The organism is Bacillota bacterium (assembly GCA_023511835.1).
Lineage (GTDB): Bacteria > Bacillota > Sulfobacillia > JAIMAT01 > JAIMAT01 > JAIMAT01.
Genome location: JAIMAT010000052.1, coordinates 1 through 15,251, shown reverse-complemented (window position 1 = coordinate 15,251; position 15,251 = coordinate 1). Strand labels below are relative to the sequence as shown.

Annotated in this window: 11 protein-coding genes, 2 tRNA genes and 2 pseudogenes; 11 read left to right on the top strand and 4 right to left on the bottom strand. The window is 72.3% G+C overall.

The features are described 5' to 3' along the window. The 4 genes and pseudogenes from K6U79_08265 to K6U79_08250 all read left to right on the top strand — a co-directional run. Positions 1–672 (top strand): M20/M25/M40 family metallo-hydrolase (locus tag K6U79_08265; protein ID MCL6522345.1); only part of this gene is annotated, 672 nt, incomplete at its 5' end. Between the two features lie 13 nt (positions 673–685). Further along, positions 686–1,315, top strand: coding sequence for a Maf family protein (locus K6U79_08260; GenBank protein MCL6522344.1), 630 nt, complete (start codon positions 686–688; stop codon positions 1,313–1,315). 317 nt (positions 1,316–1,632) lie between these two features. Next, positions 1,633–2,259, top strand: a pseudogene (locus K6U79_08255) (DinB family protein). A gap of 153 nt (positions 2,260–2,412) precedes the next feature. Next, positions 2,413–2,825: pseudogene (locus K6U79_08250) on the top strand (GNAT family N-acetyltransferase). A 130-nt stretch (positions 2,826–2,955) separates the two neighbouring features. Here K6U79_08250 and K6U79_08245 read toward each other — a convergent pair. The 3 genes from K6U79_08245 to K6U79_08235 all read right to left on the bottom strand — a co-directional run bounded on the left by K6U79_08245 (position 2,956) and on the right by K6U79_08235 (position 3,959). Next, positions 2,956–3,597, bottom strand: a complete 642-nt coding sequence (locus K6U79_08245) for a sulfurtransferase TusA family protein (GenBank protein ID MCL6522343.1) — start codon at positions 3,595–3,597, stop codon at positions 2,956–2,958. 169 nt (positions 3,598–3,766) lie between these two features. Further along, positions 3,767–3,841, bottom strand: a tRNA-Val gene (locus K6U79_08240). Positions 3,842–3,883: 42 nt separating this feature from the next. Further along, a tRNA-Glu gene (locus tag K6U79_08235) sits at positions 3,884–3,959 on the bottom strand. Positions 3,960–4,096: 137 nt separating this feature from the next. Here K6U79_08235 and K6U79_08230 point away from each other — a divergent pair. The 4 genes from K6U79_08230 (at position 4,097) to K6U79_08215 (ending at position 11,167) form a co-directional block, all read left to right on the top strand. Next, the gene (locus tag K6U79_08230) at positions 4,097–5,122 is read left to right on the top strand and encodes a DUF1646 domain-containing protein (protein MCL6522342.1); all 1,026 of its coding nucleotides are present in this window, start codon (positions 4,097–4,099) and stop codon (positions 5,120–5,122) included. Between the two features lie 240 nt (positions 5,123–5,362). Next, a complete protein-coding gene (locus K6U79_08225; GenBank protein MCL6522341.1) occupies positions 5,363–9,073 on the top strand; it encodes a ribonucleoside-diphosphate reductase in 3,711 nt (1,236 codons plus the stop codon). Between the two features lie 85 nt (positions 9,074–9,158). Then, positions 9,159–10,220, top strand: coding sequence for a DMT family transporter (locus K6U79_08220; GenBank protein ID MCL6522340.1), 1,062 nt, complete (start codon positions 9,159–9,161; stop codon positions 10,218–10,220). 23 nt (positions 10,221–10,243) lie between these two features. Next, positions 10,244–11,167: an aldo/keto reductase gene (locus tag K6U79_08215; protein MCL6522339.1), complete on the top strand. Its 924-nt coding sequence runs from the start codon at positions 10,244–10,246 to the stop codon at positions 11,165–11,167. A gap of 70 nt (positions 11,168–11,237) precedes the next feature. Here K6U79_08215 and ctaD read toward each other — a convergent pair whose 3' ends face one another. Further along, positions 11,238–13,112: a cytochrome c oxidase subunit I gene (ctaD, locus tag K6U79_08210; protein ID MCL6522338.1), complete on the bottom strand. Its 1,875-nt coding sequence runs from the start codon at positions 13,110–13,112 to the stop codon at positions 11,238–11,240. A gap of 244 nt (positions 13,113–13,356) precedes the next feature. On the opposite strand from ctaD, the gene K6U79_08205 reads away from it, so the two are divergent. Genes K6U79_08205 through K6U79_08195 form a run of 3 tightly spaced genes read left to right on the top strand, consistent with a single transcriptional unit; the run spans position 13,357 to position 15,229 of the window. After that, the gene (locus K6U79_08205; protein MCL6522337.1) at positions 13,357–13,824 is read left to right on the top strand and encodes a carbon monoxide dehydrogenase subunit G; all 468 of its coding nucleotides are present in this window, start codon (positions 13,357–13,359) and stop codon (positions 13,822–13,824) included. Next, positions 13,821–14,699, top strand: a complete 879-nt coding sequence (locus tag K6U79_08200; protein MCL6522336.1) for a xanthine dehydrogenase family protein subunit M — start codon at positions 13,821–13,823, stop codon at positions 14,697–14,699. Before K6U79_08205 ends, K6U79_08200 begins: the two co-directional genes overlap by 4 nt. Before the next feature lie 35 nt (positions 14,700–14,734). Beyond that, a complete protein-coding gene (locus tag K6U79_08195) occupies positions 14,735–15,229 on the top strand; it encodes a (2Fe-2S)-binding protein (GenBank protein ID MCL6522335.1) in 495 nt (164 codons plus the stop codon). Positions 15,230–15,251: the final 22 nt, after the last annotated feature.

Below are 15,251 nucleotides of genomic sequence, written 5' to 3'. Positions count from 1 at the left end.
GAGCAGGGAGGCCGGCTCGACCGTATGGGCGTCCCCGTCGGCGTGGTGCGCGGCATCGTCGGCATCCGCCGCTTCCGTCTCCTCTTCCGCGGCGAGGCCAATCACGCCGGCACCACCGAGATGCGCGACCGGCGGGACGCCGGCCTGGCGGCGGCACGCTTCCTCCTCGAGTTTCGCGAGCAGATCCTGGAGAGGGACGAGGGCGCCGTGGGCACGGTGGGCTTCCTCGGGCTGGAGCCGGGGGCGGTCAACGTCATCCCCGGCACGGCCCGCCTCGAGGGCGAGTTTCGCGCCCTGGAGGCGGCCGAGCTGGCCGAGCTGGAGGGCCTGACGGCGCGGGTGGCGGAGCTGGCGGCCGAGCGGGAGCGGTGCACGGCCGAGTTCGAGCTGGGCGCCTGGGATCCGCCCACGCGGTGCGATCCCCGGGTGACCGAAGTGCTGGAGGAGGCCGCCCGGGCGAGGCTGGGTCCGGGCCGCGAAGTGCCGCGCCTGGACAGCCGGGCCGGCCACGACGCGCAGAGCATGGCGCACCTCGCCCCGGTGGGCATGCTCTTCGTGCCCAGCCTGGGCGGATACTCCCACGTGCCTCAGGAAGCGACCCGCCCCGAGGACCTGGTGCTGGGCGCGGAGGTGCTCCTGGGAGCGACGCTCCGCCTGGACCGGACGCTCTGAAGGGGGTTCCGGCTTGCGCCTGATCCTGGCCTCCAGCTCGCCGCGCCGGCGGGCGCTTCTGGAGGCGCTGGGCTTCCGCTTCGAGGTGGTGCCACCCGGGGTGGACGAGCCCAAGCCGCCCGGGCTGCCGCCCGCGCGCTTGGTGGAGGAGCTGGCGCTGCACAAGGCGCTGGCCGTGGCCGGGCGCCTCGGCGCGGCGGGCGAGTCCGCCTGGATCCTGGGGGCGGACACCGTGGTCGTCCTGGACGGCGAGATCCTGGGCAAGCCGGCCGATGCCGCCGAGGCGGTGCGCATGCTCCGGCGCCTGGCGGGGCGGACGCACCTCGTCTACAGCGGCATCGCGCTCCTGGCACCGGGCGCGGGGAGGGAGCCCTCCGCGCGGGTGGCCCGCGTCGCCCACCGGCGGACCGAGGTGCACCTGCGCCCGCTCCGGGCGGGCGAGGCGGAACGGTACGTGGCCACGGGCGAGCCGATGGACAAGGCGGGGGCGTACGCCGTGCAGGGGCTGGGAGCGGTCCTGGTGGAGTGGATTCACGGCGACTACACCAACGTGGTCGGCCTGCCGGTTCCGCTCCTGCTGGAGAGCCTGGAGGGCCTGGCGGAGCCGGGGGGCCTGCGGGGGCCGGAAGGGGAAGGGGGATGAGCCGAGATGGTGCCGATGCGCGTCGAGCGCGTCCTCGAGGTGGTCACCCTCGACGGCGAGAAAAGCCACGTCGTGGTGCTGGTCGACGAGGAGGCCAAGACCGCCCTGCCCATCACCATCGGTGCCAGCGAGGCGGAGGCCATCGCCATCGGCCTGAGCGGCGCCCGGCCGCCGCGCCCGCTCACCCACGATCTGCTGCTGCACGTCGTCCGCGAGCTGGGCGGCCGCATCGAGCAGGTGCTGGTCCACGACATCCGCGGCGAGACCTTCATCGGGCAGGTGGACGTGGCCACCGCGCACGGGGTGCTGGAGGTGGACTGCCGCCCCAGCGACGGCATCGCCATCGCCGTCCGCGCCGGTTGCCCGATCCTGGCCGACGAGGAAGTACTCTCCAAGGCGGGCGTCGACGCCGAGCGCTTCCGCGGGGGCGACGACTCGCCCCCGCCCACCTGGGACTGAGGCCGGTGAACGGGATTCGCACGGTCTACGGCTGGGTGCGGGCGACGCGCCAGGCGCTCCTGGAGTATCTGGAGGACTGGCCGGCCGAGCTCTACCGGCGGCCTCTCGAGCTTCTGACGGGCGAGAGCGTTCGCGACCGCCACGTCCATGTCGCCGAGTGCTACGTCACCTGGCTGGCGGTGGTGGGGCTGGAGGAGGATAGGATCTCGGCGCCGTCCCCCGAGGAGGTTCCAGACGTGCGCCGGGCGCGCGCCCTCTTTACCGAGGTCGACCGGCTCGTGGAGCGCTTCCTCGGCCGCTTCGAGGGGGAGCTCGACCGGCCGCTGGCGCGCAGCTGGCGCGGCGAGAGGAGGGAGATGACGCCACGCTGGCTCCTCACCCACCCGATCACCCACGAGTTCCACCACAAGGGGCAGATCGTCCTCGCCGGCCGGTGGCTCGGCCGGCCGGCGCCCGACACCGACCTCCGTTTCCCGGAGGAAGCGGCCGCCTTGCTGGGGGCGGCGCCGCTCGCCGCAGGGGCCGCCGCGGACCCGCAGGTGCCCGCTGCGGCGCGGCTGCGCGTCGTGGAGGCGGAGGGGGAGGCGGAGCGCGCCTGGCTCGAGGAGCTCTGGCGGCAGCGGTGGGGCGGCACCGTCATGGTCACACGCGGGCGTCTTCACCGTCTGGAGTCGCTCCGGACGGTGATCGCCTTTCTGGACGGCGAGCCGGCCGGCGCCGCCACCTGGCGCTTCGAGGAGGGGGAGTGCGAGCTGGTCAGCCTCGATGCCGCCCAGCCCGGCAGGGGCGTGGGCAGCGCGCTCCTCGGCGCCGTGGAGGAACGCGCCCGGGCCGCCGGCTGCCGGCGCCTCTGGCTGGTCACCTCCAACGACAACCTGGAGGCGCTCCGCTTCTACCAGCTGCGCGGCTACCGGATCGCCGCGGTCCATGCCGGCGCCGGGCGCGCAGGCTGAAGCCTGCCATCCCCGAGCGGGGCGACCACGGCATCCCGATCCGCGACGAGATCGAGCTGGAGAAGAGCCTGGAGGAGAGAGCCGGAAAGTTGGAGTGAAGGGATCTGCCCGCCCCCTCCCGCAGCGCTCGGCCCCTTTCTTCGGTTTCGTCCGCCTATCCGGGAGCGGCGCGCCGGTCGTCCTGGGTACCCGCCGGGTACCCGCCGCCCTTCAGGCGGCCCCGGGCGCTCAGCGCCGCAGCGTGACCTCCCAGAGGCCCTCGCCGCTCTCCCGGCTCTCGAAGCCGTAGCCTCGCGCCTCGGCCAGGCGCTCGAGGTTGCGGACGGAGCCCTGCCGGTCGACCAGCACCACCAGGTCGCCCGACGTCTGCTGGAGCGCCTGCTTCACCTGGTGCATCGGGTCCGGTACCGGGAGACCGCGGCGGGGGTTGAGCGGCCAGCCGCGGGTGTCCAGGCGGTTCCCCTCCAGCTTCAATCGTGGCCGGTACTCCTCCTGCAACCGCGCCTCCGCCCGCGCGAAGTCGGCCGGGCCGAGGTCCGCGCGGCCGAAGAGCGTGCAGTGGCAGGTGCCGGTGGCCTCGATGTCGGCCAGCGCGAACTTGCACGGGCACATCAGCTTCCGGTCCAGCGCCGGATCGCCGCTGGGCTCGAAGCAGGGGCACTGCTGGCTGCCGTACAGGTCGCGGTTCTCCTCGATCCAGATCTTCAGGTTGGTGCGCATCATCCAGTGCGGGTTGACCTGCAGCCCCTTGCTGCGGGCGAAGTTGCGGATCCAGACCTCGTCCTGCCCGAGGCGCCGCCGGTAGCGCCGCCACCCGGCCAGGAAGTCGCGGACCATCCGCCAGCTGGCCTTCAGGTTCCTCCATCGCATGCGCCCTCCGCCTCCTTCCGGCCGCGCGCCGGGAAGCGAGGGGCGGACAGATACCCGGTGGGGCATCATCGGGCAACGCACCGCCGGTGTCAAGAGCGCACCAGTCCCCTTCCCACGGGGCGAGAAAACGAAAACGCCCGAACCCCTCGGGGGTTCGGGCTTCCGGAGGTGGTGGGCGCGGCAGGGTTCGAACCTGCGACCTTTCGGATGTGAACCGAACGCTCCACCGCTGAGCTACGCGCCCGGAAAAGGTCAGGGAGCCGCCGGCTCCACGTCCCGCAAATCCTGGTGACCCCACCGGGATTCGAACCCGGGTCGCCACCTTGAAAGAGTGGAGTCCTAGGCCGCTGGACGATGGGGTCCCGGTCCGGAGCCTAACTATAGCACGCCCGGCTCGGGCGCCGCAACGGAGCGCCCTCGGACCGCGCGGCACCGGTCCGGAGGCCGCCGCTCTTCGGGTAGAATGGCCCCGTCACCCGGCGCCACGGGAGGTGCCCTGGTGGAGCTGGAGCTGCTGGTCATCCTGCTGCTGGTCCTGTTGCTGCCCTTTCTCGTCCGCGCCGTCGAGGAGAACCTGGAGTTCTTCCTCTTCGCCATGGGCCTTCTCGCCGCGCTGGTGGCCGGCGTCCTCCAGCGGCCGCTCGTCCTCCACGCCGCGCGGGAGCCGCTGGCCATCAGCGCGGCGGTGCTGGTGGCCAGCCTGCTCTTCAAGTGGTTCCGGGAGCGGCTGGAGGAGGCGGTGGCGCGCCTGGTGGAGCGCGTTCCGCTGCCGCTCTTCGCCGCCCTCCTCGTCCTGCTCCTGGGCCTTCTCTCCAGCGTGGTGACCGCCATCGTCGCCTCGCTGGTGCTGGCCTCGCTCCTCCACGCCATGCGTCTTGGCCGCGCCTCCCAGATCCGGCTGGCCGTCCTGGGCTGCTTCGCCATCGGCCTGGGGGCGGCGCTGACGCCGGTGGGCGAGCCGCTGGCCACCATCGCCGTCAGCCGCCTGCAGCAGGACTTCTGGTTCCTCTTCCGGACGCTCGGCCGCTATGTGCTGCCGGGTCTACTCCTGCTGGCGGCGGCCGCGGGCGCCGCCACGGCGCGCGCGCGGGCGCGGGAGGCCGGGGGCGGCGAGGAGGTCCCGGAGGCGCCGGAGGAGTCCTACCTCGACGTGCTGCTGCGAGCCGTCAAGATCTACCTCTTCGTGGTCGGGCTCAGCTTCCTGGGCGCCGCCTACGAGGAAGTGATCGACCGCTACCTCCTGGCGCTCCACCCCGCCTATCTCTACTGGATCAACCTGCTCAGCGCCGTCCTGGACAACGCCACGCTGGCGGCGGCCGAGCTGAGCCCGCGCATGACCGGCCTGCAGGTGGAGTCGATCCTGCTCGGGCTGCTGGTCTCGGGCGGCATGCTCGTCCCGGGCAACATTCCGAATATCATCACCGCCTCGCGGCTGCGCATCCGCATGGGGGAGTGGGCGCGCCTGGCCGTCCCTGTTGGCGGCGCCTTGCTTCTGGGCTACTTCCTGGCGGTTTTCGTGTTGTGAAATCGACTTCACGGCGACCGTCCCCGGCTCTTCCCCGCCTAAAGCCGGCAAAATTCGCCCTGAAGAGTACGCTTGGACGAGCAGGAATCCTGACGCGGCGGTGTAAGTTCTCCCCACGTCCAAGATCTGGTGGAGCGTACGGATATGCAACACAAGATATAGTGGTACCGGCCTGGCCGGGCCGGCCGTCGCCGCGAAGGCGGCCGGTCCGCCGCGGCCGCGCCTGAAGGAGTTGGGGTTATGGCCAGGAAGTCCGACCTCCGTCCATGGTCGGCCAAGCCCTTCGGCGGGCTGCCCACCGAGCTCTCCTGGAAGATCTTCGTCGACCGCTACACCCGCAAGGATCTGCAGCGCGCCTTCCAGGTGGGCGACCTGGCGGTGGTGCCCACGCGGGAGGACCCGAAGTGGCCCCAGAAGGAGCTGGCGGAGGTGCTGGCGGTGGAGGGCGACCGCCTCCGCGTCCGCCTGCTGACGGGGGAGTCCAGGGGCGAGGAGCTGGAACGCTCCCGCCTGAGCTGCGATCGGCCGCTGGAGACGACGCTGGAGGAGGTGGCCGGGCGCATCGGGCGCGGCATCGCCCAGGTGGAGCCCGACGAGGAGCGCCGCCAGCGGTGGGCGCGCGAGTTCGCCGAAGAGATAGCGGCGCTGCGCATCATCCCGGGCGGCCGCGTCTGGGCGGGCGCCGGCACCGGCCTCGACCTGACGCTCTACAACTGCTACGTCATCCCCAGCCCCCGCGACTCGCGCCAGGGCATCGTCGAGACGCTGGGGCAGATGATCGAGATCATGTCCAGGGGCGGTGGCGTGGGCATCAACGTCTCCTCGCTGCGGCCTTTCCGGGCGCCCGTCCGCTCGGTCAACGGGCGGAGCTCGGGCGCCGTCTCCTGGATGGAGCTCTACTCCATGGCGACCGGGCTGATCGAGCAAGGCGGGAGCCGGAGGGGCGCCTTGATGCTCCAGCTCGACATCCGCCACCCCGACTGGAAGCGCTTCGTCGATATTAAAAAGCAGCCCGGCCGGGTGGAGAACGCCAACATCTCCTTCCGCGTCACCGACGACTTCATGCAGGCGGTCAAGGAAGACCGGGAGTGGGAGTTCTGGTTCCCCGACACCTCCACCCCCGGCTACGACGAGATCTGGCGCGGCGACTTCGACGACTGGGAGGCGCGCGGCCTCCCGAAGATCGTCTACGAGCGGCGGCCGGCGCGCGAGGTCTGGCGGGAGATCATCCACGCCGCCTGGGAGTCGGCCGAGCCGGGCGTGGTCTTCTCCACGCGCCACGAGAAGGAGTCGAACTCGTGGTATTTCAATCGGCTGGTCTGCACCAACCCGTGCGTCACCGGCGAGACGCTGATCTCCACCGACCGGGGTCTCATCCCCGCCGTCGACCTCTTTCGCGAAGGGGGCGAAAACGTCGTCGTCGTCGACCGACGTTTCGGCGCGAAGCCCCGGGCGCTGGCCTCCCCGGTCTGGATGACCGGTGTGAAGCCGGTTTACAGGCTCCGGACCAAGGAAGGATTCGAGCTGCGCCTCACGGCCGACCACCGTGTGATGACGGAGCGCGGTTGGGTGGAAGCGCGTCACCTGCAACCCGGTGACCGCATTTACGTGCAGGAGCGGACGGGTGGCTTCGGCCGGACCGGCTCCTACGATCTCGGTCTGGTGCTCGGCTGGCTGGTGGGCGACGGGACGCTCAAAGAGGACAGAGTCGTCCTCTCCTTCTTCGGCGAGGAGAAGGCGGAGCTGGCGCCGCTCTTCGCGCAAGCCGTCAACAGGGTTGTTCGCTCCTCGACCAACGGGCGGAACTATGCGGTCGGTGTGGTGACGGCCACCGAGGTCGAGGATCGGGTTTCGTCGAGCCGGCTGAGGGAGCTGGCGGCGGAGCACGGACTGTTGGAGGAGAAGCTGCGCGTACCCGAATCGGTCTTCCGCGGGAGCCGGGAGATGCAGCTCGGCTTCCTGCGGGCCCTGTTCAGTGCCGACGGGCACGTCGAAACGGGCGAGAAGTCGCGCAGCGCGGTAGTCCTCTCGTCGAAGTCGGCGGAACTCCTGCGGGGCGTCCAGCTGCTCTTGCTCCATTTCGGGATTTACAGCCGAATCTATCGCGAACGGCGTCCAGCGGGATGGCAGTCGCTTCCCGACGGACACGGCGGGCGAGCGCGGTACTGGAGGCAGGAGCTGAGCGACCTGCGCATCATGGGCGCGTCCCTGGTCCGGTTCCAACAGGAAGTCGGCTTCCTGCAGTCCCGTAAGCGGGAACGCCTGCAGGCGATCGTCGATTCCTACTCGAGGGGGCCGTACCGCGAGGAATTCGTCGCGACGTTCCAGGAACTGGTGCCCGACGGTGAGGAGCCCGTCTACGACCTGAACGTCGCGGAGGTCCACGCCTTTGCCGCGAACGGCCTCGTGGTCCACAACTGCGCCGAGCAGCCGCTTCCGGCCTGGGGCGTCTGCACGCTGGGCCACGTCAACCTGGCCCGGATGGTGGACGATAGCGGAAGGGACGTGGACTGGGAGAAGCTGGGCCGTTCCGTCCGGACGCTGGTCCGCTTCCTGGACGACGTGGTGGACGCGACGCCCTACTTCATGGAGGAGAACCGGCAGAACCAGATGCGCGAGCGGCGCGTGGGCGCCGGCACCATGGGGCTGGGTGAGCTGCTCATCCGCCTGGGTCTCCGCTACGGCTCGCCGGAGGCGGTGGAGTTCACCGAGCGCCTCTACCGCTTCATCGCGCTCGAGGCCTACCGGGCCTCGGTGGAGCTGGCGAAGGAGAAGGGGCCCTTCCCCGCCTTCGAGGCGGAGAAGTTCCTGGAGTCGGGCTTCATGCGGCGGATGCCGGAGGAGATCCGGGAGGCCGTCCGCCGGCACGGGATCCGGAACGTGACGCTCCTCACCCAGGCGCCCACCGGGACGGTGGGAACCATGGTCGACACCTCCACCGGCATCGAGCCCTTCTACGCGCTCAAGTTCACGCGCCGCTCGCGGCTGGGCGAGGACGTCCAGTACGTACGCGTGGCCGAGGAGTGGATGGAGGCGCATCCGGGCGAGGAGCTGCCGCCCTACTTCGTCGGGGCCATGGACCTGACGCCGGAGGAGCATGTGCGCATGCAGGCCGCCGTCCAGAAGTGGACCGACTCCTCCATCTCCAAGACCGCCAACGCGCCGGCCGATTATACGGAAGAGCAGGTGGCGGAGCTGTACATGTTCGCCTATGACCTGGGTTGCAAGGGCGTCACGGTCTACCGCGACCAGTCGCGTCAGGAGCAGGTGCTGGCGGCCCGGCACGAGGAGGATCGGCGTGTTGCGGAGGCCGCCCGGGTGCCCGCCGCGGCCGCCGACCGCGCCGCTGTCGGCCCGGCGGCGGCCGGGCGGGAGCGGGAGCCGCGGCTCAGGCCGGAGGCGAGGCCCGAGGTGCTGACCGGGCGGACCACGCGCATCCGGACGCCGCTGGGCAACCTCTACGTTACCGTCAACGAGCTGAACGGGCGGCCCTTCGAGCTCTTCACGCAGATCGGCAAGGCCGGTTCCGACGTCAGCGCCCTGACCGAGGCGCTGGCACGGCTGATCTCGCTGGCGCTCCGCTCGGGAGTCGACCCGGACGCGGTGGCCGAGCAGCTGATCGGCATCGGCGGCAGCCAGTCGGTGGGCTTCGGCCCCTACCGGATCCGCTCGGTGCCGGACGCGCTGGGGCGGATCCTGGCCGGGACCTGGCCCGACGGCCAGGGCGGCGCCGCCGGCACCGCGGAGGAGGAGCAGGCGGCCACGGAGGCTCCCGGGGAGCGGCGAGCCGACCCGCCGGCGGCGGAGCCCGCCGGGAGTCCCGCCGGGAGGGAGAGGAGCCGGCGGCCGCGAAGCCCCAAGGACATCGACCTCTGTCCCGTCTGCGGCGCCATCGCCGTCCATCAGGACGGCTGCGTCAAGTGCCTGGAGTGTGGTTTCAGCTCCTGCTGAGGCCGGCGCTCGACGGCCGCGGCCGGGGCCGCTGACGGGCGGCGCGGGGCGAGGGGCGGCGGGCGCGGCCCCGGGAGGGTGGCCCATGGACGGGAGCGGGCGGGAGGGGCGCGCGCCGGAGGGCGCCTATCTGCTGCTGGTGGTGGCGCCCCTCCTCTGGAGCGGAAACTTCCTGGCGGGGAGGCTCCTGGCGGGGAGCCTCCCGCCCGTCACGCTCAGCCTGGCCCGCTGGCTGGTGGCGACGCCCGTGCTTCTGGCGCTGGCGCGGCGCCAGGGTCTGGGTCTTCCTCCGCGGTCGGCGCGGCCGGTCTTGGCGTGGATGGGCCTGAGCGGCGTGGCGCTCTTCACACCGGCCGTCTACCTGGCGCTGCACACCACGGCCGTCTTCCGGGCGACGCTGCTCCAGTCGACGACGCCCGTCTTCGGCCTCCTCCTGGCCGCCCTGGCCGGCATGCGCCCGGGCTGGCGGCAGGTGGCCGGCGCGCTGGCGACCGTGGCCGGGGTGGCCATGATCCTCCTGGCGCCTGCCGGCGGGCGGGGAGGCGGCGGCCCGGGGGGAGTGCGGGCGGGGGACGTGCTGATGCTCCTGGCCGCCCTCTTCTGGGCGGTCTACACCCTGGGCGCCGAGCGGGCGGCGGGGACGTGGCGGGCCGCCCTGCGGGCGCGGGGGGAGGGCGGCGAGGCGGGCGTGGCGCTGGGTGTGACGGCCTGGTCGGCGCTGGCCGGCCTGCCGCCGCTGGCGCTCTTGACCGCCCTGGAGTGGCTGGCCGGCGGTGCCTGGAAGGCGGCCTACGGAGCGGGGCCGCGCCTGGTCGTCGGCGCCCCCGCCCTGGCGGGCGTGCTCTACGTGGCGCTGGGCGCCTCGGTCCTCGCCACCTGGGCGTGGAACGGCGGCGTCGGCCGGATCGGCTCGGCGCGCGCCATCAGCTTCAACAACCTCCTCCCCGTCTTCAGCGCGCTCTGGGGAAGTCTCCTCCTGCACGAGCGGCCCGACGGCTGGTCGCTGGGCGGAGGCCTCCTGGTGGTGGGAGGCGTCAGCCTGGCGGCGCGCGGGGGCGCGGCCGGAGCGCGCTCCGCGACCGGCGCGCCGGCCGCGGGAGCGGCGGGGGAGGGGCTGCCGGCGCCGGAGCCGGGCAAGGAGGCCTAGGCGGCGGGAGGTGGGGTCGGGCGATGCAGCGTCGGCCTCTCGGACGAAGCGGGCTGACGGTGCCGGTGATCGGCCTGGGGACGATGATGTTCGGCGAGAAGACCGGCCTCGGGGAGGCGCGCCGGATCGTGGACCGCGCGCTGGAGGCGGGCGTCGACCTCATCGACACGGCGGACGTCTATGCCGACGGCGAGGCGGAGCGCATGCTGGGCGAGATCCTGCGCGGCCGGCGCTGGCGGGTCCTCCTGGCCACCAAGGGGGGGCGTCCCACCGGCCTGGGGCAGGGGCTGGGCAGGAGGTATCTCCACCTGGCGGTGGAGGCGAGCCTGCGCCGCCTGCGCACGGACTGGATCGATCTCTACCAGCTCCATTTCTGGGACCCCTCCGTCCCGTTGGACGAGAGCCTGGAGACGCTGGACGCCCTGGTCCGACAGGGGAAGATCCGCTATGTGGGCGTCTCCAACTGGGCCGCCTGGCAGTTGGCGCTGGGTCTGGGCAGGGCGGAGGCGCGGGGATGGCAGCGGCCGGTGGCCGTCCAAGCGCGCTACAACCTGGTCTACCGCCAGGCGGAGGAGGAGCTCCTCCCCCTCTGCGCCCACGAGGGCGTCGGCCTGCTGGCCTACAGCCCGCTGGCGGGCGGGATCCTGACGGGGAAGTACCTGGAGGGGATCCCCCAGGGCTCGCGCGCCTGGCAGAACCCCACCTGGCAGGAGCGCCGCCTGACGCCCCGCGCCCAGGCGGCGGCCCGTGCGGTGTGCGAGGCGGCGGCGCGGACGGGCTGGACCCCCGGCCAAGTGGCGCTGGCCTGGCTGCTCGGCCGTGAGGAGGTCAGCTCGGCGCTGGTCGGCCCGCGCACGCTCGCCCAGTGGGAGGAAGCGTTGGCGGCCGCGGAGCTCCGCCTCCCGGAGGCGGAGCGGTCGGCGCTCTCCGCCCAGGCGGAGCGCTGAGCGCGGAGGGAAAGGCGGGGGCGGCGGGCCCGGCAGGGCGCCGCCCCCGCCGCCGGCGGCGGGCCGGCCGTCAGCCGTGCGAGAGCGTGCCGGCTTCCTCCGAGGGCCCGACCTCCACCAGGTAGCCGTGATCGGCCTCGAACATCTGCCGGAAGAGCGAGTAGACGGTGAGCGCCGCCCCGGCCAGCGCCAGCGGGAACTGGCGGAAGAAGCCGCCGTAGGCGAGGATCAGGACGCCGGCAGCCAGGAGGAGCGGCAGGAGCGTGGGCGAGGGGAGGCGGATCAGCCCCGCACCCTCCCCGCCCGCCGGCCGGGTCGGCTCCTCGGCGGCGCGCTTGGCCAGCCAGTGGGCGTCGCGACCGCGGACGACCGGGATGCGGACGAAGTTGTAGACGGGTACGGGCGAGGGGACCGACCACTCCAGGGTACGGCCGTCCCACGGGTCGGCGCCCGCCTCGGCGCCGCGGAAGAGGCTCCAGAGCATGTTGCCGACGGTCATCAGCACGCCCGCGCCGAGGATGTAGGCGCCGACGGTGGAGAGGAGGTTGTAGGTGCCCACGCCCAGCTCGGACGGGTAGGTGTAGATGCGCCGCGACATGCCGTAGAGCCCGCTGAGGAGCATGGGGAAGAAGGTCAGGTTGAAGCCGGCGAAGGTGATCCAGAAGCTCCACGTCCCCAGGCGCTCGTCCAGCATGCGGCCCGTCATCTTGGGCAGCCAGTAGTAGGCGGCGGCCAGCATGCTGAAGAGGATGCCGCCGACGGCCACGTAGTGGAAGTGCCCCACGACGAAGTAGGTGTCGGTCAGCTGCAGGTCGGCCGGCGCCGTGGCCAGCATCAGCCCTGTCAGCCCGCCGACGATGAAGACGGGAAGGAAGCCGACGGCGTAGAGCATGGCCGCAGTGTAACGGATGCGGCCGCCCCAGAGCGTCGCCAGCCAGGTGAAGACCAGCGCCGCCGTCGGCCAGGAGACGAGCTTGGTGGTGATCATGAAGGCGTCGTTGACCACCGGCCCCATGCCGGTGGCGTACATGTGGTGCGACCAGACGGTGAAGGAGATGGCGGCGATGGCGAAGAGGGCGACCACGGTGCCGCGATAGCCGAAGAGCGGCTTCCTGGCGAAGGTGGGGATCACCTCGGAGATGACGCCCCAGGCGGGGACGGCCAGGATGTAGACCTCGGGATGGCCCATGATCCAGAAGAGGTGCTGCCAGAGAAGCGCGTTGCCGCCCATGGCCGGCACGAAGAAGCCGCTTCCCGCCCAGCGGTCCAAAAGAAGCAGGATCATGGCGACGGTGAAGGGCGGCATGGCGAAGAGGATGAGGAGGCCGGTGATCAGGCTGGCCCAGGCGAAGACCGGGACGCGGAGCAGCGTCATGCCGGGCGCGCGCATGCGCAGCACGGTGACCACCAGGTTGACGGAGGAGACGATGGAGGAGAGCCCGGAGATCAGAAGCCCCAGCAGGTAGAAATCCTCGCCCGGCCCCGCGTACGCGCCGGCCAGCGGTGCGTAGTTGAACCAGCCCGCGTCGGGCGCCCCGCCCAGGAACCAGCTGGAGTAGAGAAAGAGGCCGCCGGCCAGGTAGAGCCAGTAGCTGAGGGCGTTGAGGCGGGGGAAGGCGACGTCGCGGGCGCCGATCATGATCGGCATCATGTAGTTGAAGTAGGCGGTCTCCATGGGCAGGACGGCGAAGAAGAGCATGGTCGTCCCGTGCATGGTGAGCAGCTGGTCGAAGAGGCCGGGCCCGATGAGCCGGTTTCCGGGCTGGATCAGCTGCGTGCGCATGAGCAGCGCCTCGACCCCGGCGACGGCGAAGAAAACGAAGGAAGTGACCAGGTAGAGGATCCCGATGCGCTTGTGATCGACGGTGGCGAGCCAGCTTCGGAGCCCCCGCTCCGCGGGGAGCTCGGCCGGGAGGCGGCCGAGCGCACGTTCGGCGGTGGCCAAGGGGATGGACCCTCCTTTCCGCGCCGGCCGGGCCGCCGCAGCGGTCCGGCGAAGCCGTGGGGTGGAATTAAGTATCTTCCTGAGAAAATTCCATCGCAATCCTTCGCTGGATATGATTATTAAATTCAGCAGAAAATAGCAAAAGAGCGCCCGGAGCGCGCCGGGGCCCGGCGCGGAAGAGGGCGGCCTGCCGCCGGCGTCGAAAGGGTTCCCGGCATCGGGTCGAGCGGGGGGAGGGCGAGAGGTGCAGGTCAAGGGTGAAGAGCGGATCCGGGCCCCGCGCCCGGTCGTCTACGACCTACTCATGGACCCCGAGGTGCTGGCGCGCTGCATCCCGGGATGCAAGGAGCTGCGCCGGGCGGGCGAGGGCGCCTACGACGCGGAGCTGGAGCTGGGCATCGCCGCCGTCCGGGGCCGCTACAGCGGGCACATCGAGATCCGTGACGCGCACCGGCCCGAGGCCTACACGCTGGCCGTCTCCGGCCAGGGAGGTCCGGGCTTTGTCAACGCCGAACTCCACTTCTCCCTCGCCGAGGAGGAGGGCGGGACCCGCCTGAGCTACACCGGCGAGGCGCAGGCGGGCGGCACCATCGCCGGCGTGGGACAGCGGATGCTGGGAGGCGTGGCCAAGTTGATCACGGGACAGTTCTTCTCCGCCCTCACGCGCGAGGTGGAGAGGCGGACGGGGCGGGAGGAGGCGGGCCGGTCATGAAGCCGCCGCGCTTCGCCTACGCGGCGCCCTCCAGCCTGGAGGAGGCGCTGGAGCTGCTCGGCCGCTACGGCGGCGAGGCGAAAGTGCTCGCCGGAGGCCAGAGCCTGATGCCGCTGCTCAACCTTCGCCTCGTGCGGCCGGAAGTGCTGGTGGACGTCAACCGCCTCCCCGGCCAGGACCGGATCGAGGAGCGGAACGGCTTCCTCGAGCTGGGCATGCTGGTCCGCCACCGCCAGGCGGAGCGCTCGGCGCTGGTGCGCGAGCGCCTTCCGCTTCTGCACGAGGCGGTGCGCCAGATCGGCCACCCGCAGATCCGCAACCGCGGCACGCTCTGCGGCAGCGTGGCCCACGCGGACCCCGCGGCCGAGCTGCCGGCCGTGCTGACGGCACTGGACGGCGAGGTGCTCCTGCGCAGCCGCTCGGGGAGGCGGGCACTGCCGGCCGGGGAGTTCTTCCTCGGCTTTCTCACCACCGCGCTGGAGCCGGAGGAGCTGGTCGAGGGGATCCGCCTGCCGGTGGCGCCTCCGCGCAGCGGCGCCGCCTTCGTGGAGTTCAGCCGCCGCGCGGGCGACTTCGCCCTGGTGGGCGTGGCGGCCCAGCTGACCTTCGCCGGGGACGGGAGCATCGCCGCCGCCGGTCTGGCGCTGACGGGTGTGGGCGCCGGGCCGTTCAAGGCGGCGGCGGCCGAGGAGAGCCTGCGCGGCCAGCGCCCCTCGGCGCGGCTCTTCGCCGAGGTGGCCCGGCAGGTGCGGGAGGCGGTGGAGCCGGAGGCGGACATCCACGCCTCGGCCGAGTACCGTCGCCACCTGGCGGAGGTCCTGACGCGGCGCGCTCTGGAGACGGCCTGGCGGCGCGCCGGCCTGGAGGCCGCCTGAGGGGCGGGCGAGGAGGGAGAGCGTTGGCGGAGGTACTGGAGAGAAAGCGCATCCGCGTCCGGGTCAACGGGCGCGAGGTGGAGGACGAGGTGGAGGTGCGCCTCACCCTGGCCGACTGGCTGCGCGAGGGGCTCGGCCTCACCGGCACGCACCTGGGCTGCGAACACGGCGTCTGCGGAGCCTGCACGGTGCTGGTGGACGGGAGGGCGGTCCGCTCCTGCCTGATGCTGGCGGTCCAGGCGGACGGCGCCGAGGTGCGCACGGTGGAAGGGCTGGCGGAGGCGGACGGACGGCTCCACCCGCTGCAGGAGGCCTTCCTGGAGCACCATGCGCTCCAGTGCGGCTTCTGCACGCCGGGCTTCCTGATGACCAGCCTCGCCTTTCTCCAGGAGAACCCCGAGCCGGACGAGGCCGCCATCCGCGAGGCGCTCTCGGGCAACATCTGCCGCTGCACCGGCTACCAGCCCATCGTCGAGGCGGTGGCCGACGCCGCCGGCCGCCTCCGCGGCACGGCCCAGGCGGCCGGCTGAGGCGGCGGGCGCCGTGCGCTGC

Excerpts from the sequence above, each read along its gene's own strand:
- K6U79_08245 (MCL6522343.1), bottom strand. The coding sequence starts at position 3,597 with ATGCGATGGAGGAACCTGAAGGCCAGCTGGCGGATGGTCCGCGACTTC.
- K6U79_08225 (MCL6522341.1), top strand. The coding sequence starts at position 5,363 with ATGGCCAGGAAGTCCGACCTCCGTCCATGGTCGGCCAAGCCCTTCGGC.
- K6U79_08220 (MCL6522340.1), top strand. The coding sequence starts at position 9,159 with ATGGACGGGAGCGGGCGGGAGGGGCGCGCGCCGGAGGGCGCCTATCTG.
- K6U79_08215 (MCL6522339.1), top strand. The coding sequence starts at position 10,244 with ATGCAGCGTCGGCCTCTCGGACGAAGCGGGCTGACGGTGCCGGTGATC.
- K6U79_08200 (MCL6522336.1), top strand. The coding sequence starts at position 13,821 with ATGAAGCCGCCGCGCTTCGCCTACGCGGCGCCCTCCAGCCTGGAGGAG.